The sequence below is a fragment of the Hymenobacter duratus genome, from assembly GCF_014698995.1.
GTDB classification, from domain to species: domain Bacteria; phylum Bacteroidota; class Bacteroidia; order Cytophagales; family Hymenobacteraceae; genus Hymenobacter; species Hymenobacter duratus.
Genome location: NZ_JACWZZ010000002.1, coordinates 986,585 through 1,011,141 on the forward strand (window position 1 = coordinate 986,585; position 24,557 = coordinate 1,011,141).

Sequence of the window (24,557 nt, forward strand, 5' to 3'; positions counted from 1 at the left end):
ACGCTAGTCATTTAGGCATGGCAAGGTCCTTCGCAAGCTCAGGATGACAGATAAGAAATAGCAGCCATAAAAAAGCCCCGACCTGCGCCGGGGCTTTTCACTTATATGATTTCCTTTTTGTTCTTCACCATGTCATAGAGCAGCTCACGGGCACGGTGCAGTTGGGCTTTCACGGTGCCGAGCGGGGCTTTCAGCTCCTGCGCAATTTCCTCGTAGCTCAGCTCATCGAAGTAGCGCAGCGTCACGAGGCGCTGGTACTTATCGGGCAGCCGCGACACCACGTGCTGCATGATTTCGATTTTCTGGTTTTTGATGGTCGTCTCCTGCGGGTTCAGGTTCTGGTCGCGGAAGTCGATGGTAATTTCGTCGCCGTTATCGATTTTGATGGCCGAGTCAATCGACATCGTTTTGATTTTATTCTTGCGAATAAAATCGATGCAGTTGTTGGTGGCAATGCGGAACAGCCAGGTACTGAAGGCAAATTCCGGGTTGAACTTGTGCAGGTTGCGGAAAGCTTTAGCAAACGCTTCGATAGTGAGGTCCTCGGCATCGTCGGGGTTGCGCACCATTTTCAGCACTACGTGGTACACCGGCTTTTTATAGATCTGCATTAGCTCGGCGTAGGCCTTCTCATCACTATTCTCCACGGCGGCACGAATCAGCTTGAAGTCGTGCTTGGCTTTGGCAGAGAATTGTTTTTCCTGATTGTTTACTTCCATCGGAGGTTGCGGTAGAGGAACAGCGACATTCCCAGAGCGAGATAATAAAAAAAGTAGACAACATCCAGCACAGGCAGCAACGCCACCGGCAACGGGTCGTCGAGGCGTCGGCTGAGACGCTGATAGGTGAAGCAAACTATTGCGGTACGCACCACCCACAGCCCGGCCAAAGGTATCCAATCGGGCCGGGAAAACAGCAACGGGATGCTGACCCCATAGAAAAGCAGATTGCTCCCTATAAAGTTTCCCAGACGCAGCCTGTCAGAAAACCGGTAGCTCCGGCCTGCTGACAAATGCCGCCGCTTTTGCCGCCACCAGCCCTTCCAAGTGTGGGAGGGCTCGGAGAGCGTATGAGCGGCCGGCTCGGCCACCACAGCCACCCGCGCACCACGCGCCACGGCGTCCTGCACCAGCAGGTCGTCGTCGCCGGAAAGACTGCGGATATGGGAAGCAAACCCCTTCGTGGAGGTGAATACCTGCCGGGTGTAGGCCAGATTACGGCCCACTCCCATGTAGGGCTTGCCCCGCCACGCGAAAGACAGATACTGTCCGCCGGTAAGCAGGGTTTCAAACCGGATTAATTTATTTAAAAAACCCTCTTCCGGGGCATACGCTGAGTACCCCAGCACCATGTCGGCGGGCTGCCGGAAGCCGTGCTGCATCCGGCTGATCCAGTGGCTGGTAGCCGGGATGCAGTCGGCGTCGGTGAAGAGCAGGTGTGGGTAGCGGGCCGTTTTGATGCCGAGCGTGAGGGCATATTTCTTGGGCGCCAGGCCAGCCGGTGTGCGGTCTACCGTCACGAGACGCACGTTGGGATAATATTGCGCAAGCTGCTGCACATACAGAAAGGTGTCGTCGTCGGAACGGTCGTCGATGAGCACGATTTCGAAGCCGGCGGGATATTCCTGGGTCAGCAACAGGGGCAGCAGGCGGCGCAGGTTTTCCAGCTCGTTGTGGGCGCACACCAGCACCGATACCGGCTGGGCAGCGGCTTCGTCGGGCTCCGGCTCGGGCGGGCGGCGGGCGAAGGGCAGGAAGTAGTAGGCGGCGTAATACAGCTGCACCAGCACGCAGGCCAGCAGCAGCCAGATGGCCGGAGAAAAATCGAACAACAAAGCGGGGGCAGTGAATTGGTCCGCAAAAGTAGGCATTCGGGGTGGGCGGAGTACCTTTGCAACTGACTTAGTTGGCGGTTGCCGCTGGCCGGTTTGCGGGTCGTTGTCTTATCCAATGGCCCCAACCCCGCTCCTGCTGCCCGCCCCCGACAACCCACTTCCCCGCATGACCTTCGACCTCGTAGCCAACGACCCGCACACCAAAGCCCGCGCCGGCGTGGTGCACACGGCCCATGGCGCCATAGAAACCCCCATTTTCATGCCCGTCGGGACGGCCGGCACGGTGAAGGCCGTGCAGCAGCGCGACCTGAAAAACGACGTGCAGGCCCAGATTATTCTCGGCAACACCTACCACCTCTACCTGCGCCCCGGCCTGGATGTGCTGCGCCAGGCCGGTGGCCTGCACAAGTTCAACGGCTGGGACCGGCCCATTCTCACCGATTCGGGAGGCTACCAGGTGTACTCGCTGAGTGGCACGCGAAAAATCAAGGAGGAAGGCGTGAAGTTCCGCTCCCACATTGATGGCAGCCAGCATTTGTTTTCGCCGGAAGGCGTGATGGACATTCAGCGCACCATCGGGGCCGACATCATCATGGCCTTCGACGAGTGCACGCCCTGGCCCTGCGAGTATGACTACGCCGCCCGCTCCCTCGACATGACGCACCGCTGGCTGAAGCGCTGCATTCAGCGTTTCGACAGCACCGAGGGCCACTACGGCTACCAGCAGACACTCTTCCCGATTGTGCAGGGCTCCACGTTCAAGGATCTGCGCGTGAAGTCGGCAGAGTTTATTGCCGAGCAGGGCCGTGAGGGCAACGCCATTGGCGGCCTGAGCGTGGGCGAGCCGGCCGACATGATGTACGAAATGACCGAGCTGGTCTGCGACATCCTACCCAAAGACAAGCCGCGCTACCTGATGGGCGTGGGCACCCCGGCCAATATCCTGGAGAATATTGCGTTGGGCGTGGACATGTTCGACTGCGTGATGCCGACCCGCAACGCCCGCAACGGCATGCTGTTCACCACGCAGGGCATCATGAACGTGACCAACAAGAAGTGGGAAACCGACTTCGAGCCGATAGATGCTGAACTGGGTGGCTACGTTAGCACGTTCTATTCGCGCAGCTATGTGCGGCACCTGTTCCAGAGCAAGGAAATGCTGGGGCCGCAGATTGCCTCCGTTCACAACCTCACCTTCTATCTGTGGCTCGTGAAGCAGGCCCGCCAGCAGATTTTGGCCGGCACTTTCCGCGAGTGGAAGGAGAAGATGGTGAAGCAGGTAATGACGCGGCTGTAGGTTTGTTCTTCATTTAGGAAAAACCGTCATGCTGAGCGAAGCGGAGCGGAGTCGAAGCATCTCTACATCTGGCTAATTAACCAACATTACAACGAAGCGGTAGAGATGCTTCGACTCCGGCTTCGCCTGCGCTCAGCATGACGTTCTTTTGCGTGACGTTCTAACACACACCAATGCGCATCCTCGACAAATACATTCTTCAGAAATTCCTCACGGCCTTCTTCTTCACGGTGGTGGTGCTGGTGATGGTGATTTGCGTGATTGACTTCACGGAGAAGAACGACGACTTTATCCAGCACAATCTGGGGGCGTGGCAGATTATCACGGAGTATTACGTGAACCTGTTTCCGTACTACGCCAATCTGCTCTCCCCTATCACCGTGTTTATTGCGGTGGTCTTCGTGACGGCGCAATTGGCAGCGCGCACCGAAATTGTGGCTATTCTGGCTTCGGGCGTGAGTTTTAAGCGGCTGCTGGTGCCGTATATGATGGGTAGTCTGGTACTGGGCATCATCACAATGGCCCTCACCGGCTGGATCATTCCGTACGCCAACAAGACGCGGGTGGAGTTTGAGCGGAAGTACATCAAAAACCCCTACCGCTTCAGTGGCCGCAACGTGCACATCAAGGTCGGGCCGAAGAGCTACGCCTTCATGGAGAGCTACGACAACGTGAACAACGTGGGCTACAAGTTTGCGCTGGAAACCATTGAGGGCACGCTACTCAAGCGCCGCCTGACGGCCGAAGCCATTACCTGGGACTCGACGAAGCGCGCCTGGCGCCTGACGCCGCAGCTCGTGCGCACGTTCCGGGGCCAGCAGGAAACGCTGCTTTCCTTGCCTGCCCGCGACACTACACTCAACCTCTATCCCAAGGATTTTGCCAGCACCTACCGCCTCAGCGAAACGCTCACGCTGCCCGAGCTGAACAACTTCATTCAGCAGAAGATAGAGCGGGGCGCGGCCGATACGCAGATCTATCTGAGCGAGAAATACGAGCGGTACGCCTATCCGTATGCCATTTTCATCCTCACCATCATCGGCGTGATTATGAGTGCGCGCAAAAGCCGGGCGGGCGTGGGCGGGCAGATTGCGCTGGGCTTCGTGCTGGCCTTTGTGTTCATCATCTTCGTGATTCTGAGCCGCAACTTCGCGCAGGTCGGCTCCCTTTCGCCACTGCTGGCCGCCTGGATTCCCAGCATCGTTTTCACTGGCATCGGGCTGGTACTCTACCGCGTAGTGCCACGCTAGCTTCATTGAGTGAATGAGTAGGTGAGTGAATAGCTGTTGCCTCCTCACCTGGTTATTCACTCATTCACCCATTCACCCAATGTTAAAAGACTACCTGCGCCTGCATTTCATTGTCCTGCTCTGGGGCTTCACGGCCATTCTGGGCAAGCTGATTTCGGTGCCGCCGGTAGAGCTGGTGTTCTGGCGGACGCTGCTGGCGGCGGCCGGGCTGCTGGCGCTGCTGGCCCTGCGGCGGCAGCCGTGGCGCATGCCGGCCGGCGAGGCGCTGCGCCTGCTGGGCGTGGGCGCGCTGGTGGCCGCCCACTGGATTACGTTTTTTCTGGCGGCTCGCCTCTCGTCGGTGAGCGTATGCCTGGCCGGAATGGCCACGCTGGCCCTCTGGACGTCGTTGCTGGAGCCGCTGCTGCTGTGGCGACGGGTGCGTTTCTACGAAGTAGGCCTGGGCCTGCTGACGATGGTGGGCCTTTACATTGTGGCGCAGGCCGTATACGGCCACCCGGCCCCGGCGGCGGAAGGCGCGGTTTCGGAGCAGGGGCAGCTGCTGGGGCTGGGTGTGGCGGTTATTTCGGCGGGCCTGTCGGCGCTGTTCAGCGTACTGAACTCCACGCTGGTCAAGCGCCACACGCCTGTGCGCCTCACGCTCTACGAAATGGCCGGCGCCTGCCTGAGCATCGTGCTGTTTATGCCCGTCTACAGCCACTATTTCACGGAAGGCCGCGGCCTGCAGCTGGCCCTGAGCGGCTACGACTGGCTGTGGATGTTTCTGCTGGCCGGCGTCTGCACGGTGTATGCCTTTTCCTCATCGGTAGAGCTGATGAAGCGCATTTCAGCCTTCGTCGTGAACCTGACCGTTAATCTGGAGCCGGTGTATGGCATTTTACTGGCCGTGGGCATGTACGCGCTACGGGTGCCGGGTTTTGGGCAGGAGCGCCTTTCCACGGGCTTCTATATCGGTACGCTGGTCATTCTGCTCAGTGTGCTTATCCATCCGGTGCTGGACCAGTGGAACAAGCGCCGCCAGCGCAAAGCGGAAGCGGCGGAAGCCGTAGTGTAGCGTTATGCTACAGCCGCCCGTCCCAGACCAGATACTCTGTTGGCAACTCCATTTTCGGGGGCTGCTCCTGGCCCGGAAACAGGCCGTACACGGCCGAGCCGGAACCGGAAAGGCTGGCATAGGCAGCACCGGCCTCATATAGCTTACGCTTGATTTCACCGAGCACCGGGTAGAAAGGTGTCAGGGCATCTTCGAAATCGTTGCTGATGGTGTCGCGCCAGGTTTCCAACGGCTGCGCCAATGCCTGCCGTAGCTCGTGGCGGGGCGGGCGGGGCGTCACGCGGCTGTACGCTTCACCCGTGCTGACGTGCAGCCCCGGATACACCACTTTGCAGGCGGTGCCCGTCAGGTTGAGGCTGATGTCCTCGAATACGTCGCCTTTCTCGTACGCGAAAACGGGCTTGTTTCGAACGAAAAAGGCGCAGTCGGAGCCCAGCCGGCGGGCATAGCTTTCCAGGGTTTCAGCCGTCAGATTCAGCGCGAACAGGTCGTTCAAAGCCTTCAGCGCAAACGCTGCATCGGCCGAGCCGCCGCCCAGCCCCGCCCCGATGGGCACCACTTTATGCAGGTGCATCTGCACGGGCGGCAGCTCAAAATCGTCGCTCAGCAGCTCGTAGGCGCGGCGGCACAGGTTGGTGGCCGGGTCGCCGGGCACCGGAATGCCGGTGAGGCTGAGCGTGGTTTCGGGGCCGGCGGCGGGCAGCACTTCCAGCGCATCGCACCAGGGCAGCGGCACAAACACCGATTCGAGGTTACGGAAACCGTCGGGACGCATGGCCGTGACGTAGAGGCCGAGGTTGAGTTTGGCGTTCGGAAAAACGAGCATGCGGCAGAAGCTTTTTGGGCCGGCCGCTGGTCTTCTCACTTTACGCGAGGCGGCGGGCCGGCAGAAGACGCAAGCTAAAGCACAGAATCGGAAGTCGCGCCAACGCAGCATTTCCTTCTATTTTTGGCCTTTTCCCATCTGCTCGCTTAACTGCCCGTATGTCCGCTGCTGAATCTGCCGGCTGGTACCCTCGCTGGGGCAAGCGCGCCCTAGATGTGCTGCTGGCCGCGCCCCTACTGCTGCTGGCGCTGCCGCTGCTGCTGCCGGCCGCGGTGGCGCTGGCCGTGCAGAACGGCGGCCCCTGGCTGTTTCGGCAGTTGCGGCCGGGCCTGCACGGGCATCTTTTCCCGCTCTACAAGCTCCAGACCATGACCTCCGCCCGCGACCAGCACGGCCAGCTGCTCCCCGACGCCCGGCGTCTGCCGCGCCTGGGCCGCTGGCTCCGGGCCAGCTCCGTAGACGAGCTGCCGCAGCTCTGGAACGTGCTGCGCGGCGACATCAGCCTGGTAGGTCCGCGGCCACTGCTGCCGGAGTATCTGCCGCTGTATTCGCCGGAACAGGCCCGCCGCCACGCGGTGCGGCCCGGCATCACGGGCTGGGCTCAGATAAATGGCCGCAATGCTATCAGCTGGGAGCAGAAATTCCGGTACGACGTCTGGTACGTCGAGAACCTGAGCTTTGCGCTGGACCTGCGGATCCTGCTGCGCACGGCCGGCCGCGTGCTGCGGGCCCATGATATCAGCGCCCCCGGCCACGCCACCACAGAGGCCTTCCGGGGCACTCCTTCCTCCCCCGACTCTTCCCTATGATACCTGCTTCAACTGCCACAACTGCACGCGCTGCTGGCGCAACGCCCCAGCCCTTGGTGATTTTGGGGGCCGGCGGCCTGGGCCGCGAGGTGCTGGTGCTGGTGCGCCAGCTGAATGAGCAACGCCCGGTCTGGGACCTACGGGGCTTTTATGACGACGTGCGCCCCGCCACCGATACCATCAACGGCCTGCCCTACCTCGGCACCGCTGCCGACCTGAATGCCACCGTTACGCCCCTGCACGTAGTGGTGGCGGTGGGCAGCAGCCAGGGCCGGGCGGCAGTGGTGGAACGGCTGAACTCCCCCAGGCTTTCGTTTCCCACCCTTATTCACCCCAGCGTTGCCTGCGCCCCGTATCAGCAGCTGCAGATCGGACCGGGCTGCATCATCAGCCAGGGCTGCATCCTGACAACGGATATCATGCTTGGCCGCCATGTGCTGCTCAACCTGGGCTGCACCGTTGGCCACGACGCCGTGCTGGAGGACTTCTGCTCGCTGATGCCGCATGCCAACGTAGGCGGCGAAGCCCGTCTGGAAACCGGCGTGTATCTGGGCACCAATGCCACGGTTATCAACCAAGTGCGTGTGGGGGCCCGCACCATCATCGGGGCCGGAGCCGTGGCCGTGCGCGACCTGCCCGCCGACTGCACCGCCGTGGGCGTGCCCGCCCAGCGCATCAAGCACCACCAGCGGTAGCCTGAGGAGGGCCCGGCCTTCGGGAACCGGCCTCATTGCTTCTTTTTTTTGCGGCCGGCTTTTGAGCAGAAGCGCCGGCAGTACGTTCCGGCTTCGGCCGCTGCTACCTTTGCCTTATGCGCAGTCAGGACCACGACCGAATCTACCTTTCTCCCCCGCACCTCGGCCGCCACGAGCTGAACTACCTGCACAAGGCCATTGAGGACAACTGGGTGGCGCCGGCCGGCCCCAACCTGGCCGGTTTTGAGCGCGACATCTGCGAGTTTACCGGCGCGGAACACTGCGTGGCCCTCACGTCCGGTACCGCTGCCATTCACCTGGGCCTGAAGCTGCTCGGCGTCGGCCCCGGCGACGAGGTGCTGTGCCCGTCGTTCACGTTCGTAGCCACCGCCAACCCAATTCTCTACCTAGGGGCCCGCCCGGTGTTTATTGACAGTGAGGCGGAAACCTGGAACCTGTGCCCCGAGCGGCTGCGCGAAGCCATTGAGGACCGGATGCGGCTGGGGCGCCGGCCCAAAGCCCTGATTATCGTGCACCTGTACGGGATGCCCTGCAAGCTGCGCGAAATTCTGGCCGTGGCGGCTGAGTTCGATATTCCGGTGCTCGAAGATGCGGCCGAAGCTCTGGGCAGCCGCTACGACGGACAGCCGCTGGGTACTTTTGGCGCTGTGGGCGTATTCTCTTTCAACGGCAACAAAATCCTGACGACCAGTGCCGGCGGCGCGCTGGTGACCCGCAATGCGGCCTGGGATACGAAGGTTCGTTTCTGGGCTACGCAATCCAAAGACCCCGCCCCTTATTATCAGCATTCCGAAATAGGCTACAACTACCGCCTCAGCAACCTCCTGGCTGGTATCGGGCGGGGCCAGATGGAGCTGCTGGAAGACCGGGTAAAGCGCCGCCGCGAAATCTACGGCTGGTACCAGCAGCACCTAGCTGAAATTCCGGCCTTGTCTCTTGGCCCGACCGAGCCGGCCGGTGGCCGCTCCAACCGCTGGCTGACCTGCGTGCTACTCGCTCCTACCCAAACCATCGTCGCGCCCGAGCCGCTGCGCCTGCATCTGGAAACCCGCAACATTGAGAGCCGCCCGCTCTGGAAACCTCTGCACCTGCAGCCGCTTTTCGCTGATGCGCCCATGTATGGCGGCGCGGTTTGTACCAATCTGTTTGATCAGGGTTTGTGCCTTCCGTCCGGAACCGCTATGACGGAGAGTGATTTGAGGCGTGTTGCGGACGCGTTAAAGGAAATAACGTCTGCCGAACAGACCTAAAATCGGCACAAACTCTCTTCCAGCAGTACATAAAGTTCAAACAGCAGTACTCTCAGCACAAAAGCCCGTGCCAGGAGTATTAAGCCAAGGCGGTTAGTATATCACGCGGCCCACCGGAACGCAAGTGGGCCGCGCCTGTTGCAGCAGACACGGCCCGGAATAAACCCCGCGTAGAAAATCGGGCCACGGCAGCCAGAGCGGCTGCGCGGCTGAAAACCCGCTTTTAAGGGCTTACCAGGTTAAGGCTCAGGTTGAAGTACAGTGGATTGCCCAACTCGTTTTCATAGAGCGGATTATTGCCCCCGCTGGGATTCTGGGTGCGGAACGCGTCGAAGCGGTAGTTGTACCGCAGGCCAGCCTGGGCCGACAGCCAGATAAAGCCTGTCAGCTGCCGCTCATAGGTGATGCGCGGCTTCAGCTCGCCCCGGCGCAGGTATACGTCCTGGCCGTTCACGGGGCCGAGGTAGTAGGCGTTGCCTTCCAGCTCGTAACCGAACATAAGCAGCGAGTTTGCGCCGAAGCTACGCCGCACATTCACGCGGGCCGGGAAAATGGCTTCCACACCCCATTTCGGATTGAACGTGCGGAAGTAGTACACTACCGGAATATGCAGCAGCTGCCCGGCCCGGTAAGTGCGCGACACACCCAGGCCCCACATATACGCCTCGCTGGGCTTCCAGCCATAAATAGCGGTGCCGCTGTACGTCAGCGCCTCGCTGCTGACGTCCGAGAAGCGGCGGTAGGTGCCGTTCAGATCAACGTTACCCTGCACCAGCAGGAAATTTTTGTCGTTGAGCGGCCGGAACACCGTGGCATTGAAGCCCGTAGAGCGCAACCCGTCTTCTAACGTCTTAAACAGCGGGGTACGCTCGGCATTGGCCACCCGCACGCCGGTGTTCCAGTAGGTGAGGCCCAGGTTAAGAATCAGGCTGGAATTGGAGACGACCGGTGCATTGAAGCCCAACCGCAGGCCCGCGAAGCGGTCCACGCGCTCCGTTGTCTCCTGTCGGCTACCCGAGGTGGGCTCATCATACCGCACCGACGTCAGGTCGAATGGCAACTGCGCTTCGTAGCCCACCGAAATTAGCTTGGTGGGACTCTGGGACAGTACTTTTTGGCTGGCGTACGGCCGGTTGGCGGTGGCATCTGCGTTGCCGAAGCTACTGAAATCATCCAGCCCTAACGAGTCGGGCGCGGCAGGCACAGTTTGGGCGCAGGCCGGATCGGCCAGCACGTAGCTGAATGCCAGCAGCGTGCCGGGAAGCAGGAAACGGGTCAGGTTGCGCATCATCCTACTTCTTTACCTGCCGCTTCCACACGTCGGTCCGGCCGAAAAGCGAAACCCCGATATAGCCGCGTACTTCCAGCGTGTTTGGGTCGGTCAGCGTCATCTCGCAGGAGTAGTCGCTGCCGTTCTTAGGGTCATAAATTTGCCCTCCCTCCCACTTGTTGTCGCCCACGTACTTAAAGTCGCGCATGTTCACCAAGCCGCGCAAAGGCTTACTGCGAGCCGATTCGGTGGGGTTGTTCACGTCGGTACGGGGCGTGCCGTCGGGGTTGTTGAGTACTTTCAGCCACACAATGCGGCCAAAGTACTTGTCGCCGCTTTTGTAGATCTGAATCATGCCCGTTCCTTCCCCATTTTTCCACACGCCCAGCACGGCGTCCGGGTTATCTGCCAGGGCGGCTGCCGCAGTCAGAACAACGAGCAATAGAGTGAGCAGACTTTGTTTGATCAGCTTCATGTAGCTTCTAAGAAAAAGGACGGATGAAAAAAGGGAAACAATGTTTTTCTCAAATAGAAGCAATAAAACAGACATACACTATATTTAATCAATTTTTAATCTTATTATAATCCTATTTTAATGTAAGCATACGGTGCTCTTTACTGACCAGCTTCGGATTCAGTCGAAGTTTTTGACGGATTCGGGATACCACCCCTCTATCTGCCTGCCGCTTCAGTCAAATTTCCGCTGATACTGCAACGAGAAAAGCCCGGTACATGCCACTGCTACTTATTGCAATTCAAGCAAACAGCAGTGGCATATACCGGGCATGTTCACGCGCGCATCGGCCGCCAATTCATAGAAATTCACTACAACCCACCCGATAACGGCTCACGCACTTCGCTGAGCAGGTTGCCAACTGCCAACTGCCAAAAATTGGTCTGCCAGAGGCAACGCGTACGTCTGTTCCGGTCGGGGCCCGGGACTCAACCGGGACTTAACCGGCATGCAGCGCCTGTTGCAGATCAGCCAGCAGTTCCTCCAGCGGCTCAATTCCGACTGAAAGCCGCACCAGCCCTACCGTAATGCCCAGGTCGGCCTGCTGCTCCGGCGTCAGGTAGCGGTGCGAGGTGCCCAGCGGATACGACAGAGACGAATCGACGCCTGCCAGGGAAGGCGCAAACGGGAACCGCTGGCTGCGCTGCATAAACCGGTTCACTACCCCCGCGTCGTCGTTCAGCAGCACAGACATCATTCCGCCAAAAAGCCCCTTTCCCTGCTCTCGCGCCAGTGCGTGCTGCGGGTGGTTGGGCAAGCCGGGATAGTACACGGCGCGCACGCCGGGCTGCTGCTGCAGGAATTCCGCTACAGCTAGTGCGTTGTGGCTGTGCTCACGCATGCGCAGGCGCAGGGTTTTGAGGCCGCGCACGGCCAACCAGCTTTCCATGGGGCTCAGCGTAAGCCCATAAAGAATCCCAATCTGCTTGAGCCGGGTAGCCGTTTCTGTGTCAGAAGCTACTACCGCACCGGCCGTCACATCAGAGTGGCCCGCAATGTATTTCGTGACGCTGTGCAGCACAATATCCGCGCCCAGCGCCAGCGGCTGCGTAATGACGGGCGTTGCAAAAGTATTGTCCACTACCAGCTTCAGGCCCACCTGGTGGCATTCGGCCGCTAGCCGGCGCAGGTCGGCTACGCGCAGCAGCGGGTTACTCATGGTTTCAGCCAGCAGCAGGCGCGTGGTAGGCTGCACAAACTGCTGTAGGTCGTAGAGCTGCTCAAACGGCACGTACGTCACCGAAATGCCCATCCGGCTCAGCTCATTGTTCAGCAACGACAACGAGCCACCGTAGATATCCGCCGCGCACAGCACATGGTCGCCGGCGTGGCAGCAGGCTAGCAGCGCCGCGAAGATGGCCGCCATGCCCGAGCCCGTAGCAATGGCCCCTGCCCCGCCTTCCAACCGGTTCACAGCCTCCGCCAGCTCATCCGAGTTGGGGTTGCCGTTGCGCGAGTACAGGTAGCGGCTGCCCGGCTCCCCAAAATACAGCTCCAGCTCATTCAGATCCTCAAACTTGAAAACAGACGTCTGATAGATCGGGGTAATCTTGGGGTGAATTTCCATGAAGTAAAGCTAGACAGTCGTTGGTAATAAGAGGCCAATAGACAAAGCGGAAGGCAAGCGGGCTGCAGCACAACAGCCTGCCGACCGGAAAAACAAAAAAGCCTTTCCTATACAGGAAAGGCTTTTTTGTTGCAAGCTGAACCCAGTTACGCCGAAGCGCCTTCGGCCAGTACGATTACGTTATTGCGCAACACTTCTACCACGCCGCCATCAATGTGAAAAGTGGTAGCGCCGCCGTTCAGCACGACGTTGCCTTCTTTCAGCGCCGAAATCAGCGGAGCGTGGTTGTTGAGAACCTCAAACAGACCATCGGCACCGGGAAACTGGGCCGACGTAACCTCGCCTTCAAAAACCTTGCGGTCGGGGGTGATGATTTCTAAATGCATGATGTATGGAATTATCAGGCTAAAAAAGAACGTCATGCTGAGCTTGTCGAAGCATCTCTACCGCAGCAGTAATTAAATACTTGCGCGGTAGAGATGCTTCGACAAGCTCAGCATGACGTTCCGCTTGACGTTCTGACGACTACTTGGCTTCGGCTACCAGCTTCTCACCTTTGGCCACAGCATCTTCGATGTTGCCTACCAGGTTGAATGCGGCTTCCGGCAGGTGGTCGTGCTTGCCGTCGATGATTTCGTTGAAGCCACGGATGGTGTCCTTGATGTCAACGAGTACACCTTTCAGACCGGTGAACTGCTCGGCCACGAAGAAGGGCTGCGACAGGAAGCGCTGCACGCGGCGGGCGCGGTTTACAACCTGCTTGTCCTCTTCGGAGAGTTCGTCCATACCCAGGATGGCGATGATGTCCTGCAGTTCTTTGTAGCGCTGCAGAATCTCTTTCACGCGCTGAGCGGTATTGTAGTGCTCTTCGCCCAGTACTTCCACCGACAGAATGCGCGAGGTGGAGTCCAGCGGGTCAACGGCCGGGTAGATGCCCAGCTCGGCGATTTTGCGGCTCAGTACCGTCGTGGCATCCAAGTGAGCGAAGGTGTTGGCCGGAGCCGGGTCAGTCAAGTCATCGGCAGGCACATATACGGCCTGTACCGACGTGATGGAACCGCGCTTGGTGGAGGTAATCCGCTCCTGCATAGCACCCATTTCGGTGGCCAGCGTAGGCTGGTAACCTACGGCCGACGGCATCCGGCCCAGCAGAGCCGATACTTCGGAGCCCGCCTGCGTGAAGCGGAAAATGTTGTCGATGAAGAACAAAATGTCGCGGCCGGCGCCGGTGCCATCACCGTCGCGGAAGCTTTCGGCAATCGTCAGGCCCGACAGGGCTACTCGGGCACGGGCTCCGGGAGGCTCGTTCATCTGGCCGAACACGAGCGTTGCCTGCGACTTCTCCATCTCGGCCATGTCTACTTTCGAGAGGTCCCAGCCGCCTTCTTCCATCGAGTGCTTGAACTCCTCGCCGTAGCGAATGATGTTGGCTTCGATAAATTCGCGCAGCAGGTCATTGCCTTCGCGGGTACGCTCACCCACACCAGCAAACACCGACAGACCCGAGTAGGCCTTGGCTACGTTGTTGATCAGCTCTTGAATCAGTACGGTTTTGCCTACGCCGGCACCACCGAACAAACCGATTTTGCCACCCTTTACATAAGGAGCGAGCAGGTCGATTACTTTGATGCCGGTGAAGAATACTTCCGAAGAAGTAGCCAGCTCTTCGAAAGCCGGAGCCTGACGGTGAATCGGCAGACGCGTGGTGCTCGTCGGCTGCGGAATGCCATCAATGGCATGACCGATTACGTTGAACAGACGGCCTTTGATGCTGTCGCCGGTAGGCATGGAGATGGGCGCGCCCAGGTCACGTACTACAGCACCGCGGGTCAGGCCCTCGGTCGAGTCCATGGCGATGGTGCGGACCCGGTCTTCGCCCAGGTGCTGCTGGCACTCCAGGATAACTACCTGGCCGTTGTCTTTCACGACTTCAAGAGCGTCGAGAATGTTGGGGAGCTTGGAGCCTTCACCCGCGAAGCTCACGTCCACAACGGGACCGATAACCTGGGTGATTTTGCCGGTATTCGCCATTACGTTTTATGTATGGATGGGATGCAACTTTTCAGGGCGCAAAACTACGGCTTAATCCCCGCTTTGCCAAAGTCAGGCCGCCAGGAAAGTTTCTGCCGGAAATCTACCGGCTTCTTTCCCTGAAAATCAGGTACTCAGGCTCCGCAAAAGGCCTTTACCAAGCCGATGAGGCCAAAATTTCTAAAAAAATTTTCCGACGAAAGTTTGCCTGCAATAAAAGCCGTAGTACATTTGCACACCCAAACGGAACACCGGCAACGGAAAACGAATGGGAAATTGTCCGATGGTGTAACTGGCAACACGCTTGATTTTGATTCAAGAAAGTCCAGGTTCGAGCCCTGGTCGGACAACCGACTGAGTAAAGCGAAAGGCGCTGATTCTTCCTCCTCCGGAAGAGTCGGCGCCTTTCGCTTTTTTATTTTCCTTCCTTCCCCTACCCCATGTCACAGCAGGTAAAGATTTTCGCGGGCAATGCTTCCCACGAACTGGGTATGAAAATCGCCGAAGCCTTCGGCCAGCCGCTCGGCGACCTGAGCATTCAGCGCTTCGCCGATACGGAGCTGGGGCCCAGCTTCAATGAAAGCGTGCGGGGCTGCGCCGTGTTCCTGATTCAGAGCACTAACCCGCCGGCCGAAAACCTGATGGAGCTAGCCCTGATGGTGGATGCTGCCAAGCGGGCTTCGGCCTACAAGGTGAATATTGTGATGCCCTACATGGGCTATGCCCGCCAGGACCGCAAGGACAAGCCGCGCGTGAGCATCGGGGCCAAAGTGGTGGCCAACATAGTGCAGAGCGTGGGCACTGACCGCCTGATGACCTGCGACCTGCACGCCGGCCAGATTCAGGGTTTCTACGACATTCCGGTAGACCACCTCGATGGCGCCACCGTGACGGCCCCTTATATAAAGAGCCTGAACCTCGACAACCTGATTTTCGCTTCGCCCGACGTGGGCGGCGTGGTGCGGACCCGCGCCTTCGCCAAGAAATTCGGGGCCGAAATTGTAGTCTGCGACAAAATGCGCCTGCGGGCCAACGAAATTGCCTCCATGCAAGTCATCGGTGATGTAACGGGCATGAACGTGGTGCTGGTTGACGACATCGTAGACACGGCCGGCACCATCTGCAAAGCCGCTGAGCTGCTGATGGAGCGCGGAGCCAAATCGGTACGCGCCGTTATTACGCACGGTGTGCTTTCGGGCCCGGCGCATGAGCGAATCCGCAACTCGGCCCTGGAGGAGCTGGTAATTACGGATACGCTGCCTTTAAAGGAGGAGAACCACAAAATCAGGGTTATTTCCCTGGCGCCGCTCTTCGCTTCGGCCATCCGCAACGTGGTATCGCACGAGTCGATCAGCTCACTGTTTGTGTAGTTTGTTTGCCTGTCATCCTGAGTGAAACGAAGGACCTTATTATGGCTGAACAATGGCTGTGCAAGTGTGATAGGGTCCTTCGCTCCGCTCAGGATGACAATTCTTTGTGGCACTCGCCATAATTTTCCCAAACAATCCGCCTATCTTTGCGGCCCGTTTGCCTGCTTTGGGTACGCGTTTTTTCCTCAAAAGCACACTTTTATGAAAAGCCTCGAGATTGTAGGGTTTAAAAGAGCGAATCTCGGTAAGAAGGACGCCAAGGCGCTGCGCCTGGAGTCGTATGTACCTTGCGTACTGTACGGCGGCACGGAGCAGGTTCACTTCTCTGCCCCCGCTATCCTCTTCCGCGAATTGCTGTACACCCCCGAAGTTCACATCGTGGACCTGAACGTGGAAGGCACGCACTACCGCGCTATCGTGCAGGACGCTCAGTTCCACCCCGTGAACGAGATGCTGCTGCACGTTGACTTCCTGGAGCTGCAGGAAGGCAAAGAAGTGAAGATGGACATTCCGGTGAAGTACGTTGGTGTTTCGCCGGGCGTACTGGCTGGTGGCAAGCTCGTGAGCAAGCTGCGCAAGCTGAAAGTGAAGGCTTCGCCTGAGAACCTGCCCGACTACGTAGAAGTAGACATTTCGGACCTGGGCCTTGGCAAGTCGATCAAGGTGAGCAAAGTTGTTCCAAACAACTACACCATCCTGACCAGCGAGCAGGCTCCTATTGCTACCGTGGCCATCCCACGTGCACTGAAAGGCCAGATGTCGGCCGACAAATAAGGACCACGGATTTTTCGGATGCCACGGATTTTGTGGACGATTCGGGAAGCTGCCGGTTCCAGCGTCAACGAAAAGCCGCTCTGCTTGCAGAGCGGCTTTTTTAGTGCTTGTTTGAATAATTTCACGCCTTAATCTGACGGGTAGGGCCGCGTTGCCCGAATAATCGTCCACGAAATCCGTGGCATTCGAAAAATCCGTCTAAATCCGTGGTCTATGAAGTTTCTTGTGCTGTGCCTGGGCAACATCGGGCCGGAATACGCCGATACGCGCCACAACGTGGGCTTTATGGTGGGCGACTACCTGGCCCGCAAACACGACGCCGCACCCTGGCAGCTGGGCCGCCACGCCTTCACCACCGAAATCAAGCACAAGGGCCACACCTACGTGCTGGTGAAGCCCACCACCTACATGAACCTGAGCGGCAAAGCGGCGGCACACTGGCTGAGCACGCTCAAGCTGACGAAGGAGCAAATGCTCGTCGTGACGGATGACTTGGCCCTTCCCTTCGGCAAGCTGCGGCTGAAAGCCAAAGGCTCGGCCGGCGGCCAGAACGGCCTCAAGCACATCCAGGAAACCCTGGGCTCCGACGAATACGCCCGCCTGCGCTTCGGCATCGACTCCAGCTTTTCGAAGGGCCGACAGGTGGACTACGTGCTCAGCCCCTTCTCCGCCGATGAAAACATTGACCTGGAAGGCCGCCTGGAAAAAGCCGCCGAAGCCGTGCTGGCGTTCGGGGCTATGGGCGTGGAACGGGCTATGAACGTGGTGAACGTGAAGTAATCCTCGCATTCAGGCCATACTGTAAAAGCAGAACGTCATTCAGAGCGAAGCGAAGAATCTCGCTAGAGGGTATCAATCGATATACCCTCTAGCGAGATTCTTCGCTTCGCTCTGAATGACGTTCTGTTGTTATCGGGTAGCGGCTTACGCTACGCCGGAACCGGGGCGTACGGGGCTGCTGGGCTGCATGAGGCTAAGCACGCCGTCGGCGTTTTCGGCCATCAGGAGCATGCCCTGGCTTTGGATGCCTTTGATTTCGCGGGGGGCGAGGTTGAGCAGCACCTGCACCTGCTGGCCGATGAGGGCCTCGGGCAGGAAGTGCTCAGCAATGCCCGACACGATGGTGCGGGGCTCGTCGAAACCGAGGTCTACGCTGAGTTTGAGCAGCTTTTTGGTTTTGGCTACCTTCTCGGCGGCCACGATGGTACCGATGCGCAGATCCATCTGCTGGAACTGCTCGAAGCTCACGTCCTCTTTTGCGGGGGCGGCTACGGCGGCGGCCAGCTCGTTGGCTTTCTTGGTATCAAGTAACTTCTGCACCTGGGCTTCCACGGTGGCGTCCTCGATTTTGGTGAACAGCAGCGCGGCTTCGGCCAGCTGGTGGCCGGCGGGCAGCGCGTCGGGGCGGCCGGCCTGGGGCCAAGTGCCTTTCTCGGTGTTCAGCATGCCCCCCAGGCGGGCGGCGGCTTCGGGCAGGAAGGGCTCCAGCAGTGTGACCAGGGCGGCAGCCAGCTGCAGCGACACGTGCAGCACGGTGCCGGTGCGGGCCTCGTCGGTTTTGACGAGCTTCCAGGGCTCCTGGTCGGCCAGGTACTTGTTGCCGAGGCGCGAGAGATTCATCAACTCGTTCAGGGCATCGCGGAAGCGGTAGTTGTCAATCAGCTCCCCGATGCGGGCCGGGAACTCCTGCAGCTGGCGCAGCACGTCCTCGTCCTCGGTGGTGAAGCCCACGGCGGCGGGTACTTTGCCCGCGAAGAACTTGTGCGTCAGGACCACGGCCCGGTTCACGAAGTTGCCGAGGTTGGCCACCAGCTCGTTGTTGTTGCGGGCTTGAAAATCCTTCCAGGTAAAGTCGTTGTCCTTGGTTTCGGGGGCGTTGGCGCAGAGCACGTAGCGCAGCACGTCGGCCTGGCCGGGGAAATCCTGCAGGTACTCGTGCAGCCACACGGCCCAGTTGCGGCTCGTGCTGATTTTGTCGCCTTCCAGGTTCAGGAACTCGTTGGCGGGCACGTTATCGGGCAGGATATAGTCGCCGTGGGCCTTGAGCATCGTGGGGAAGATGATGCAGTGGAACACGATGTTGTCCTTGCCGATGAAGTGCACCAGCTTGGTTTCGGGGTCTTTCCAGTAGGTTTCCCAGGTGTCGGGCAGCAGGTCTTTGGTGGCCGAGATATAGCCGATGGGCGCATCAAACCACACGTAGAGCACCTTGCCCTCGGCCCCGGCCACCGGCACGGGCACGCCCCAGTCCAGGTCGCGGGTTACGGCGCGGGGGTGCAGGCCCTGGTCGATCCACGATTTGCACTGGCCGTATACGTTGGCTTTCCAGTCCTGCTTGTGGCCTTCCACAATCCACTCACGCAGCCAGGGCTCGTATTGGTCGAGGGGCAGATACCAGTGCTTGGTTTCGCGCAGCACGGGGTGGTTGCCGCTCAGCATGGAGCGCGGGTTGATCAGCTCGGTGGGGCTGAGCGAGGTGCCGCACTTCTCGCACTGGTCGCCGTAGGCGTTTTCGTTGCCGCAGTTAGGGCAGGTACCCACGATGTAGCGGTCGGCCAGAAACTGGTCGGCCTTCTCGTCATAGTACTGCTCGGAAGTTTGCTCAATGAACTTGCCTTCTTCGTAGAGCTTCTTGAAAAAGCCGCTGGCTACCTCGGCGTGCGTGGCCGAGGACGTGCGCGAGTAGATGTCGAACGATACGCCGAAATCCTGGAACGAGTCGCGGATAATGGCGTGGTACTTATCGACTACCTGCTGGGGCGTGACGCCCTCCTTCTGGGCCCGGATGGTGATGGGCACGCCGTGCTCATCGGAGCCGCAGATGAATTTTACGTCGCGCTGCTGGGCGCGCAGGTAGCGCACGTAGATGTCGGCAGGCAGGTACACGCCAGCTAGGTGGCCGATGTGTACGGGGCCGTTGGCGTAGGGCAGCGCGGCCGTAACGGTGTAGCGCTTGGGGACAGATGAGGCCATATCGGGGGCAGAAAGCAACTTTAGCAAGAGAAAACCGCAGCCGGAAAGCCAACGGGAGTGCAAAGGAACGAGGAATAAGGCGAAAGGTGCCGCGTCGGCATATTCTTAACAATCCAGCCTATAAATACTGCTATATTTAAGCAGCCTACAGCGGAGTCTTGCGTATCACATGCTACCACTCTCTACCTAAATGCCACAAGCCATGAAAAATTCTGCTCAAGAGAAAAGTCCCAAGAAGGAGAAGAAAGCTGCCCGAGAGAAGGACCCCGCTGAAAAGACTCAACGCAAAGCGGCTAAGGCTGCGCAGAAAGCATCAGCCAGTATTTCTGACAGCAATTCCGCCAAAAAATCCAGCCAGAAGAAGGTTCTTAAATCAGCTGCGAAACAGCTACAGAAAGAGCTGGACAACCACATCAACGAACTGGTGAAGCGCATCCGGAAAGAGGCCAAAGCGAAGCTGAAGGAAGTAGTGAAAGATGCTACGCAGCGCCTCGACACCGACATGGAGCACTTGTTTGAGCAGGCGCTGCACACCATCGTGCGCCACCATGAGAATGGCACCGTCGCGGGCTCGGACAGCATTTCTGTTGACCTGGGCGCTGAACAACCGGCAGCTAAACCGGCAGCAACGAATTCTAAAGCGGCGCCTGCCCGGCCGGCACGGACGACAGCCCAACCAGCGGCGGCCAAACCGGCGACAGTCCGGAGCAGCGCATCCGGAACAGCTAAACCAGCCGCAGCCCGACCAGTTGCCAAAACAGCTTCCTCAGCTGCTCCCGGCCGCTCCCGCCCGGCTACCGCAAAAAAGCCGGTTTCGGCCACGACCAACTCACAGGAACCGGCCCAGGACAATACTTCCAACACTGGTATTTAGTCCGTGCACTGAGTACAGAAGATAGAATGCCCGGTTGCTTTCGTAGCGACCGGGCATTCTATCTTCTGTACTCAGCACTGCCCTATGGGCGGCGCAGCGTGTCTGTGGGCGCACCATTGAGACGGCGCAGACGGGTCTCGGGCGTAGTGGTATTGGGGTCGTTGGTATTGAGGCTTTCGGGCCGTTTGCGGGAGTTGATACCGCTGGCCTGCTCCCCCACCGGCACCCGGCCCGGGGTAGCATCGGGTACGGAACCGCCGTAGCCGGCCCCGCTATTATAAGCCGCCTGTCGGTCAGCATCGGTCTGGATAGTGGCGGGCAGCGCGGTAGGGCGGGCAGCTTCATTGGAGCTTTCCTGGGAGGTGAAGCAGCTGCTCAGCAGCGTGGCCGTACTTAGCAGGCAGGCCCCGACAAGCAAACGGGCAGAAATGATTTTCATCGGAATAGCGGAGAAAGCAGCACCGAAGCAGACACTGCTTCTTTACAACGAGCTAAGCCGCTGCCAGGTTGAAGCACAGCGGATTTAAAGAACCGCCGACTGCGTCAGCGCAGCCCGGATACCATCCCACAAGGCTATCCGGGCCTGCATGCACCCAACCGCTACCTCGCGGCTTTCCTGCCAGCGCTGCGCATCATCACCACACAGGTCGCGCACCATCTGCTGGGCCAGCGGCGTATGGACTTCCTCATCGAGCTGAATATGGCGGTTGAGGTAGTAGCTGAACGTATCGAGCTGGCCTGGGAAACGCTGCGTAAGGTCGGCTACCAAGTGACGAAACATGTCGGGAATCACGTCTTCGCGGCCGAAGGTGAAAGCGGCAGCCACAGTATGCGGCTTGCCCGAATCAATGATGCGGAACGTAGCCAGCACAAACTTCTGCACCGAAGCCGGGGCCTGCGCCTGCTCCAGCGCCTGGCCTACAGTAGCGCCAGCAGCTAACGCGGCCAGCAGCTTTTCGATAGGTGCTGTATCGGCGCCGCACTCGCGCATGGCACGCAGGTAGAGCTCGAAATGGCTAGCGGGGCGGCCTTCGGGGTCCACGTCGGTTTCCTCTTCCAGCACGATGTCGTTGATGAGGCGACGCGTGGCGGGGTTGCCGCGGGGCACCCACGGCACCTCTACGCAGGTCAGCTCGCGCTGCAGGGCCTTCAGCAGCGACATAAAATCCCAGACGGCAAACACATGGTGCTCCATGAATACGCGCAAATCATGGAGGGAGTGCAGCGACTGATACACGCCGTGCGCCACCAGCTGCTCTCGGGCCGGAGCCAGCGCCTGCTGCAATTCGGCAATGGAATCAGGATGAACGGAAGTTGACATAAAGTAAAAAGCGAGTTTACGGTGGAGCTTACGCTATAAGCCACTAACAAACGAAACGGCCCGCTGGCTTGGATTGCCAGCGGGCCGGGCGCAAAAGTATATCCGTTATGAGTTGCCAGAGCTACTCAGGAACCAGCAACGCGCAATGAATACCCTATTTTGCTTTTTCGAAGATCATACCGTCGGAATCCATGCAGTAGCGCTGGCCGGTGGGCTTGGGGCCGTCGTCGAAGACGTGGCCGAGGTGGCCGCCGCACTTGGCGCACACCAGCTCGTCGCGGCTCATGCCCAGGCTGTTGTCGGCGGTTACTTTCAGGCTGCTATCGGTAGCAGGTGCCCAGAAGCTCGGCCAGCCGGTTCCCGTTTCAAACTTGGTTTCGGAGGAAAACAGCAGGTTGTGGTCGGCGGCGCAATAGTAGTTGCCCTTCTCGTGGTTGTTGGCATACTTGTTCACAAAAGGCCGTTCGGTACCCTGCTGGCGCAGAATGAAATACTGAGCCGGGGTTAGCTGCGCCTTCCACTGGGCATCAGTTTTGCGGATCGGAAACTCGTCGGGTTTGCCGGTTACTACCTTGGGTTTGGGGTACGCCTTGGCGGCAGCGGAAGGAGCCGTAACGGGCCGGGGAGAATCCGCCAGGTCCATTTTTGCGTCACGGCTGCTCTTTTTCTGCGAGCAGGCAGAGTTCAGCGTCAGAGCGGACAGGAGAAGAATCAGGAATGAGAAGCGCATGTCGGGGAGGAAGAGAAAAAAGGACGATAAGCGGCCGATATCAGCGGTCAGGCCGCTTGTGAGCAACATACGAAGCCGTCGGGTGGTTCGGCCTTGCCGCTGGTAAAACTTGTTTGCCACCACCAACGGGAACTGCAGCAGCCCAAGGAGTTGTCTTGCTTCCTGCCCGCTGTTTCTTCCTCTCTCAGTAACAATTCCTTAGTGCGGGTTTTTGCGCTAAACATTCCGTACCTTTGCGCCCGGAAAAACCTTTGTATGCAGAACATTCGGAATATCGCCATCATTGCCCACGTTGACCACGGCAAGACTACGCTCGTGGACAAGATCATTCACGCCTCCAAGCTGTTCGACGAGCACCAGCAGTTCGACGACCTCATCCTGGACAACAATGACCTGGAACGTGAGCGAGGCATCACCATCGTCTCCAAAAACGTATCGGTACGGTACAAGGACGTAAAAATCAACATCATCGACACTCCTGGTCACGCCGACTTCGGCGGCGAGGTGGAGCGCGTACTGAAAATGGCCGACGGCGTATTGCTGCTCGTCGATGCCTTTGAAGGCGCCATGCCCCAGACTCGCTTCGTACTGGGCAAAGCCATTGACTTGGGCCTGAAGCCTATCGTGGTGGTGAACAAAGTCGACAAAGAAAACTGCCGCCCCGATGAGGTGCATGAGCAGGTATTCGACCTCATGTTCAACCTGGGTGCCACCGAAGACCAGTTGGATTTCGTGACCCTGTACGGCTCTTCGAAGCAGGGCTGGATGAGCACCGACTGGAAAGTGAAGACCGACAGCATTATTCCGCTGCTCGACGCCGTGGTGGCTTCCATCCCGCCTGCTCCTACCCTGGACGGCACGCCTCAGATGCAGGTTACCTCGCTCGACTATTCGTCGTTCGTGGGCCGTATCGCCATTGGCCGGGTGCACCGCGGTACGCTGAAAGAAGGCGCTAACATGAGCCTGATCAAGCGTGACGGCACCATCAAAAAGGTCAAAATCAAAGAGCTGCAAGTGTTCGAAGGCTTGGGCCGCACGAAAGTAGCCGAGGTTAGCTCGGGCGAAATCTGCGCCGTAACCGGCATCGAAGGCTTCGACATCGGCGATACGCTGGCCGACGCGGAAAACCCCGAGGCACTGGCGGTTATCAGCATCGACGAGCCGACGATGAACATGCTGTTCACCATCAACAACTCGCCCTTCTTTGGTAAGGAAGGCAAGTTTGTGACCTCGCGCCATTTGCGTGACCGTCTGTTCAAGGAAACCGAGAAAAACCTGGCCCTGCGCGTGAAGGAAACCGACCGGGAAGACACCTTCCTGGTGTACGGCCGCGGCATTCTGCACTTGTCGGTACTCATCGAGACCATGCGTCGCGAAGGGTTTGAGCTGCAGGTAGGCCAGCCACAGGTACTGTTCCGCGAGGACGACAATGGCAACCGCCTGGAGCCTATCGAGCATCTGGTAGTTGACGTGCCGGAGGAAACTGCCGGCAAGGTTATCGAGCTGGTGACGATGCGCAAAGGCGAGCTGACCATCATGGAGCCGAAAGGCGACCTGCAGCACCTGGAGTTCAACATTCCGGCCCGCGGCCTGATTGGCCTGCGCAACAACGTGCTGACCGCCACCGCTGGTGAGGCCATCATGAACCACCGCTTTGCTTCGTACGAGCCTTACAAAGGCGTGATTCCCGGCCGTATCTCCGGCTCGCTGATTTCGATGGACACCGGTGCCGGCACTGCGTACACCATCGACAAGATGCAGGACCGTGGTGAGTTCTTCGTGGATCCGGGTGAAGAGGTGTACGCTGGCCAGGTTATCGGCGAGCACACCCGCCCGAACGACCTGACCATCAACATCCAGAAAGGCAAGAAACTCACGAACATGCGTGCCTCGGGTACGGATGACAACGTGAAAATTGTGCCCAAGCGTCAGTTCTCGCTGGAAGAAGCCATGGAATACATCCAGAAAGATGAGTACCTGGAAGTAACCCCGAAATCGGTGCGGATGCGTAAGATTCTGCTTGACGAGAACGAGCGTCTGCGTTCGGCCAAGAAAGTAGACTAGGTTTTAGTTGAAAGAGTTAAAAAGGGGACGTTG

The 24,557-nt window shown here is 59.0% G+C and carries 23 protein-coding genes and 1 tRNA gene; 12 read left to right on the forward strand and 12 right to left on the reverse strand.

Annotation, left to right across the window (positions count from 1 at the left end):
• Window positions 1-101: 101 nt before the first annotated feature.
• Both IC231_RS12150 and IC231_RS12155 read right to left on the reverse strand, forming a co-directional pair.
• Window positions 102-719, reverse strand: coding sequence for an RNA polymerase sigma factor (locus tag IC231_RS12150; protein WP_073287353.1), 618 nt, complete (start codon window positions 717-719; stop codon window positions 102-104).
• Window positions 710-1,870 (reverse strand): glycosyltransferase, encoded by a 1,161-nt coding sequence (locus IC231_RS12155; RefSeq protein ID WP_190784757.1) that lies wholly within the window; start codon window positions 1,868-1,870, stop codon window positions 710-712. The genes IC231_RS12150 and IC231_RS12155 overlap by 10 nt, the downstream gene beginning before the upstream one ends.
• Window positions 1,871-2,000: 130 nt before the next feature.
• Between IC231_RS12155 and tgt the strand changes: the two genes are divergently transcribed.
• The 3 genes from tgt to IC231_RS12170 all read left to right on the forward strand — a co-directional run bounded on the left by tgt (window position 2,001) and on the right by IC231_RS12170 (window position 5,435).
• On the forward strand, window positions 2,001-3,131 hold the full coding sequence (tgt, locus tag IC231_RS12160) for a tRNA guanosine(34) transglycosylase Tgt (protein WP_190785032.1): 1,131 nt from the start codon (window positions 2,001-2,003) through the stop codon (window positions 3,129-3,131).
• Between the two features lie 173 nt (window positions 3,132-3,304).
• Entirely contained in the window at window positions 3,305-4,381 is a 1,077-nt protein-coding gene (locus tag IC231_RS12165) for an LptF/LptG family permease (RefSeq protein ID WP_190784758.1), read from the forward strand.
• Window positions 4,382-4,460: 79 nt separating this feature from the next.
• On the forward strand, window positions 4,461-5,435 hold the full coding sequence (locus tag IC231_RS12170) for a DMT family transporter (RefSeq protein ID WP_190784759.1): 975 nt from the start codon (window positions 4,461-4,463) through the stop codon (window positions 5,433-5,435).
• Between the two features lie 7 nt (window positions 5,436-5,442).
• On the opposite strand, the gene ispE is transcribed toward IC231_RS12170, so the two are convergent.
• The gene (ispE, locus tag IC231_RS12175) at window positions 5,443-6,261 is read right to left on the reverse strand and encodes a 4-(cytidine 5'-diphospho)-2-C-methyl-D-erythritol kinase (protein ID WP_190784760.1); all 819 of its coding nucleotides are present in this window, start codon (window positions 6,259-6,261) and stop codon (window positions 5,443-5,445) included.
• A 158-nt stretch (window positions 6,262-6,419) separates the two neighbouring features.
• Between ispE and IC231_RS12180 the strand changes: the two genes are divergently transcribed.
• The 3 genes from IC231_RS12180 to IC231_RS12190 all read left to right on the forward strand — a co-directional run bounded on the left by IC231_RS12180 (window position 6,420) and on the right by IC231_RS12190 (window position 9,036).
• Window positions 6,420-7,070: a sugar transferase gene (locus tag IC231_RS12180; protein ID WP_190784761.1), complete on the forward strand. Its 651-nt coding sequence runs from the start codon at window positions 6,420-6,422 to the stop codon at window positions 7,068-7,070.
• On the forward strand, window positions 7,067-7,765 hold the full coding sequence (locus tag IC231_RS12185; RefSeq protein WP_190784762.1) for an acetyltransferase: 699 nt from the start codon (window positions 7,067-7,069) through the stop codon (window positions 7,763-7,765). The genes IC231_RS12180 and IC231_RS12185 overlap by 4 nt, the downstream gene beginning before the upstream one ends.
• A 116-nt stretch (window positions 7,766-7,881) precedes the next feature.
• Window positions 7,882-9,036, forward strand: a complete 1,155-nt coding sequence (locus tag IC231_RS12190) for a DegT/DnrJ/EryC1/StrS family aminotransferase (protein WP_190784763.1) — start codon at window positions 7,882-7,884, stop codon at window positions 9,034-9,036.
• Between the two features lie 223 nt (window positions 9,037-9,259).
• Here the strand turns inward: IC231_RS12190 and IC231_RS12195 are convergent, their stop codons facing one another.
• The 5 genes from IC231_RS12195 to atpD form a co-directional block, all read right to left on the reverse strand.
• Window positions 9,260-10,327, reverse strand: coding sequence for a DUF6268 family outer membrane beta-barrel protein (locus IC231_RS12195; protein ID WP_211539021.1), 1,068 nt, complete (start codon window positions 10,325-10,327; stop codon window positions 9,260-9,262).
• Window position 10,328: 1 nt separating this feature from the next.
• Entirely contained in the window at window positions 10,329-10,781 is a 453-nt protein-coding gene (locus IC231_RS12200) for a DUF2147 domain-containing protein (RefSeq protein ID WP_190784764.1), read from the reverse strand.
• Between the two features lie 478 nt (window positions 10,782-11,259).
• Window positions 11,260-12,387: a trans-sulfuration enzyme family protein gene (locus IC231_RS12205; protein ID WP_190784765.1), complete on the reverse strand. Its 1,128-nt coding sequence runs from the start codon at window positions 12,385-12,387 to the stop codon at window positions 11,260-11,262.
• A 146-nt stretch (window positions 12,388-12,533) separates the two neighbouring features.
• On the reverse strand, window positions 12,534-12,773 hold the full coding sequence (gene atpC, locus IC231_RS12210; RefSeq protein WP_190784766.1) for an ATP synthase F1 subunit epsilon: 240 nt from the start codon (window positions 12,771-12,773) through the stop codon (window positions 12,534-12,536).
• Between the two features lie 139 nt (window positions 12,774-12,912).
• Window positions 12,913-14,418, reverse strand: coding sequence for a F0F1 ATP synthase subunit beta (gene atpD / locus IC231_RS12215; protein ID WP_185887474.1), 1,506 nt, complete (start codon window positions 14,416-14,418; stop codon window positions 12,913-12,915).
• A gap of 277 nt (window positions 14,419-14,695) precedes the next feature.
• Between atpD and IC231_RS12220 the strand changes: the two genes are divergently transcribed.
• From IC231_RS12220 to pth, 4 genes are all read left to right on the forward strand, one after another.
• Window positions 14,696-14,768: transfer RNA gene (locus IC231_RS12220), tRNA-Gln, on the forward strand.
• Between the two features lie 90 nt (window positions 14,769-14,858).
• Window positions 14,859-15,788, forward strand: a complete 930-nt coding sequence (locus IC231_RS12225) for a ribose-phosphate pyrophosphokinase (RefSeq protein ID WP_190784767.1) — start codon at window positions 14,859-14,861, stop codon at window positions 15,786-15,788.
• A 201-nt stretch (window positions 15,789-15,989) separates the two neighbouring features.
• Window positions 15,990-16,562, forward strand: coding sequence for a 50S ribosomal protein L25/general stress protein Ctc (locus IC231_RS12230; RefSeq protein WP_190784768.1), 573 nt, complete (start codon window positions 15,990-15,992; stop codon window positions 16,560-16,562).
• Between the two features lie 213 nt (window positions 16,563-16,775).
• Window positions 16,776-17,342 carry an aminoacyl-tRNA hydrolase gene (gene pth, locus IC231_RS12235; RefSeq protein WP_190784769.1) on the forward strand — a complete coding sequence of 189 codons (567 nt, stop codon included), beginning with the start codon at window positions 16,776-16,778 and terminating at the stop codon, window positions 17,340-17,342.
• A gap of 144 nt (window positions 17,343-17,486) precedes the next feature.
• Here pth and metG read toward each other — a convergent pair whose 3' ends face one another.
• The gene (metG, locus tag IC231_RS12240; RefSeq protein ID WP_190784770.1) at window positions 17,487-19,535 is read right to left on the reverse strand and encodes a methionine--tRNA ligase; all 2,049 of its coding nucleotides are present in this window, start codon (window positions 19,533-19,535) and stop codon (window positions 17,487-17,489) included.
• Between the two features lie 202 nt (window positions 19,536-19,737).
• On the opposite strand from metG, the gene IC231_RS12245 reads away from it, so the two are divergent.
• Entirely contained in the window at window positions 19,738-20,409 is a 672-nt protein-coding gene (locus IC231_RS12245; RefSeq protein ID WP_190784771.1) for a hypothetical protein, read from the forward strand.
• Between the two features lie 82 nt (window positions 20,410-20,491).
• Here IC231_RS12245 and IC231_RS12250 read toward each other — a convergent pair whose 3' ends face one another.
• From IC231_RS12250 to msrB, 3 genes are all read right to left on the reverse strand, one after another.
• Complete coding sequence (locus IC231_RS12250; protein WP_190784772.1) at window positions 20,492-20,848, reverse strand: hypothetical protein; 357 nt, start codon at window positions 20,846-20,848, stop codon at window positions 20,492-20,494.
• An 84-nt stretch (window positions 20,849-20,932) separates the two neighbouring features.
• Complete coding sequence (locus IC231_RS12255; protein WP_190784773.1) at window positions 20,933-21,730, reverse strand: DUF3050 domain-containing protein; 798 nt, start codon at window positions 21,728-21,730, stop codon at window positions 20,933-20,935.
• Between the two features lie 154 nt (window positions 21,731-21,884).
• Window positions 21,885-22,460, reverse strand: a complete 576-nt coding sequence (gene msrB, locus IC231_RS12260; protein ID WP_190784774.1) for a peptide-methionine (R)-S-oxide reductase MsrB — start codon at window positions 22,458-22,460, stop codon at window positions 21,885-21,887.
• A 255-nt stretch (window positions 22,461-22,715) separates the two neighbouring features.
• Between msrB and typA the strand changes: the two genes are divergently transcribed.
• Window positions 22,716-24,524: a translational GTPase TypA gene (gene typA / locus IC231_RS12265; RefSeq protein WP_190784775.1), complete on the forward strand. Its 1,809-nt coding sequence runs from the start codon at window positions 22,716-22,718 to the stop codon at window positions 24,522-24,524.
• The last annotated feature ends 33 nt before the right edge of the window (window positions 24,525-24,557 follow it).

Bases quoted from the DNA above. Each gene is read 5' to 3' on its own strand.
- IC231_RS12150 (WP_073287353.1), bottom strand. From the start codon at position 719: ATGGAAGTAAACAATCAGGAAAAACAATTCTCTGCCAAAGCCAAGCAC.
- IC231_RS12155 (WP_190784757.1), bottom strand. From the start codon at position 1,870: ATGCCTACTTTTGCGGACCAATTCACTGCCCCCGCTTTGTTGTTCGAT.
- tgt (WP_190785032.1), top strand. From the start codon at position 2,001: ATGACCTTCGACCTCGTAGCCAACGACCCGCACACCAAAGCCCGCGCC.
- IC231_RS12165 (WP_190784758.1), top strand. From the start codon at position 3,305: ATGCGCATCCTCGACAAATACATTCTTCAGAAATTCCTCACGGCCTTC.
- IC231_RS12170 (WP_190784759.1), top strand. From the start codon at position 4,461: ATGTTAAAAGACTACCTGCGCCTGCATTTCATTGTCCTGCTCTGGGGC.
- ispE (WP_190784760.1), bottom strand. From the start codon at position 6,261: ATGCTCGTTTTTCCGAACGCCAAACTCAACCTCGGCCTCTACGTCACG.
- IC231_RS12180 (WP_190784761.1), top strand. From the start codon at position 6,420: ATGTCCGCTGCTGAATCTGCCGGCTGGTACCCTCGCTGGGGCAAGCGC.
- IC231_RS12185 (WP_190784762.1), top strand. From the start codon at position 7,067: ATGATACCTGCTTCAACTGCCACAACTGCACGCGCTGCTGGCGCAACG.
- IC231_RS12190 (WP_190784763.1), top strand. From the start codon at position 7,882: ATGCGCAGTCAGGACCACGACCGAATCTACCTTTCTCCCCCGCACCTC.
- IC231_RS12195 (WP_211539021.1), bottom strand. From the start codon at position 10,327: ATGATGCGCAACCTGACCCGTTTCCTGCTTCCCGGCACGCTGCTGGCA.
- IC231_RS12200 (WP_190784764.1), bottom strand. From the start codon at position 10,781: ATGAAGCTGATCAAACAAAGTCTGCTCACTCTATTGCTCGTTGTTCTG.
- IC231_RS12205 (WP_190784765.1), bottom strand. From the start codon at position 12,387: ATGGAAATTCACCCCAAGATTACCCCGATCTATCAGACGTCTGTTTTC.
- atpC (WP_190784766.1), bottom strand. From the start codon at position 12,773: ATGCATTTAGAAATCATCACCCCCGACCGCAAGGTTTTTGAAGGCGAG.
- atpD (WP_185887474.1), bottom strand. From the start codon at position 14,418: ATGGCGAATACCGGCAAAATCACCCAGGTTATCGGTCCCGTTGTGGAC.
- IC231_RS12225 (WP_190784767.1), top strand. From the start codon at position 14,859: ATGTCACAGCAGGTAAAGATTTTCGCGGGCAATGCTTCCCACGAACTG.
- IC231_RS12230 (WP_190784768.1), top strand. From the start codon at position 15,990: ATGAAAAGCCTCGAGATTGTAGGGTTTAAAAGAGCGAATCTCGGTAAG.
- pth (WP_190784769.1), top strand. From the start codon at position 16,776: ATGAAGTTTCTTGTGCTGTGCCTGGGCAACATCGGGCCGGAATACGCC.
- metG (WP_190784770.1), bottom strand. From the start codon at position 19,535: ATGGCCTCATCTGTCCCCAAGCGCTACACCGTTACGGCCGCGCTGCCC.
- IC231_RS12245 (WP_190784771.1), top strand. From the start codon at position 19,738: ATGAAAAATTCTGCTCAAGAGAAAAGTCCCAAGAAGGAGAAGAAAGCT.
- IC231_RS12250 (WP_190784772.1), bottom strand. From the start codon at position 20,848: ATGAAAATCATTTCTGCCCGTTTGCTTGTCGGGGCCTGCCTGCTAAGT.
- IC231_RS12255 (WP_190784773.1), bottom strand. From the start codon at position 21,730: ATGTCAACTTCCGTTCATCCTGATTCCATTGCCGAATTGCAGCAGGCG.
- msrB (WP_190784774.1), bottom strand. From the start codon at position 22,460: ATGCGCTTCTCATTCCTGATTCTTCTCCTGTCCGCTCTGACGCTGAAC.
- typA (WP_190784775.1), top strand. From the start codon at position 22,716: ATGCAGAACATTCGGAATATCGCCATCATTGCCCACGTTGACCACGGC.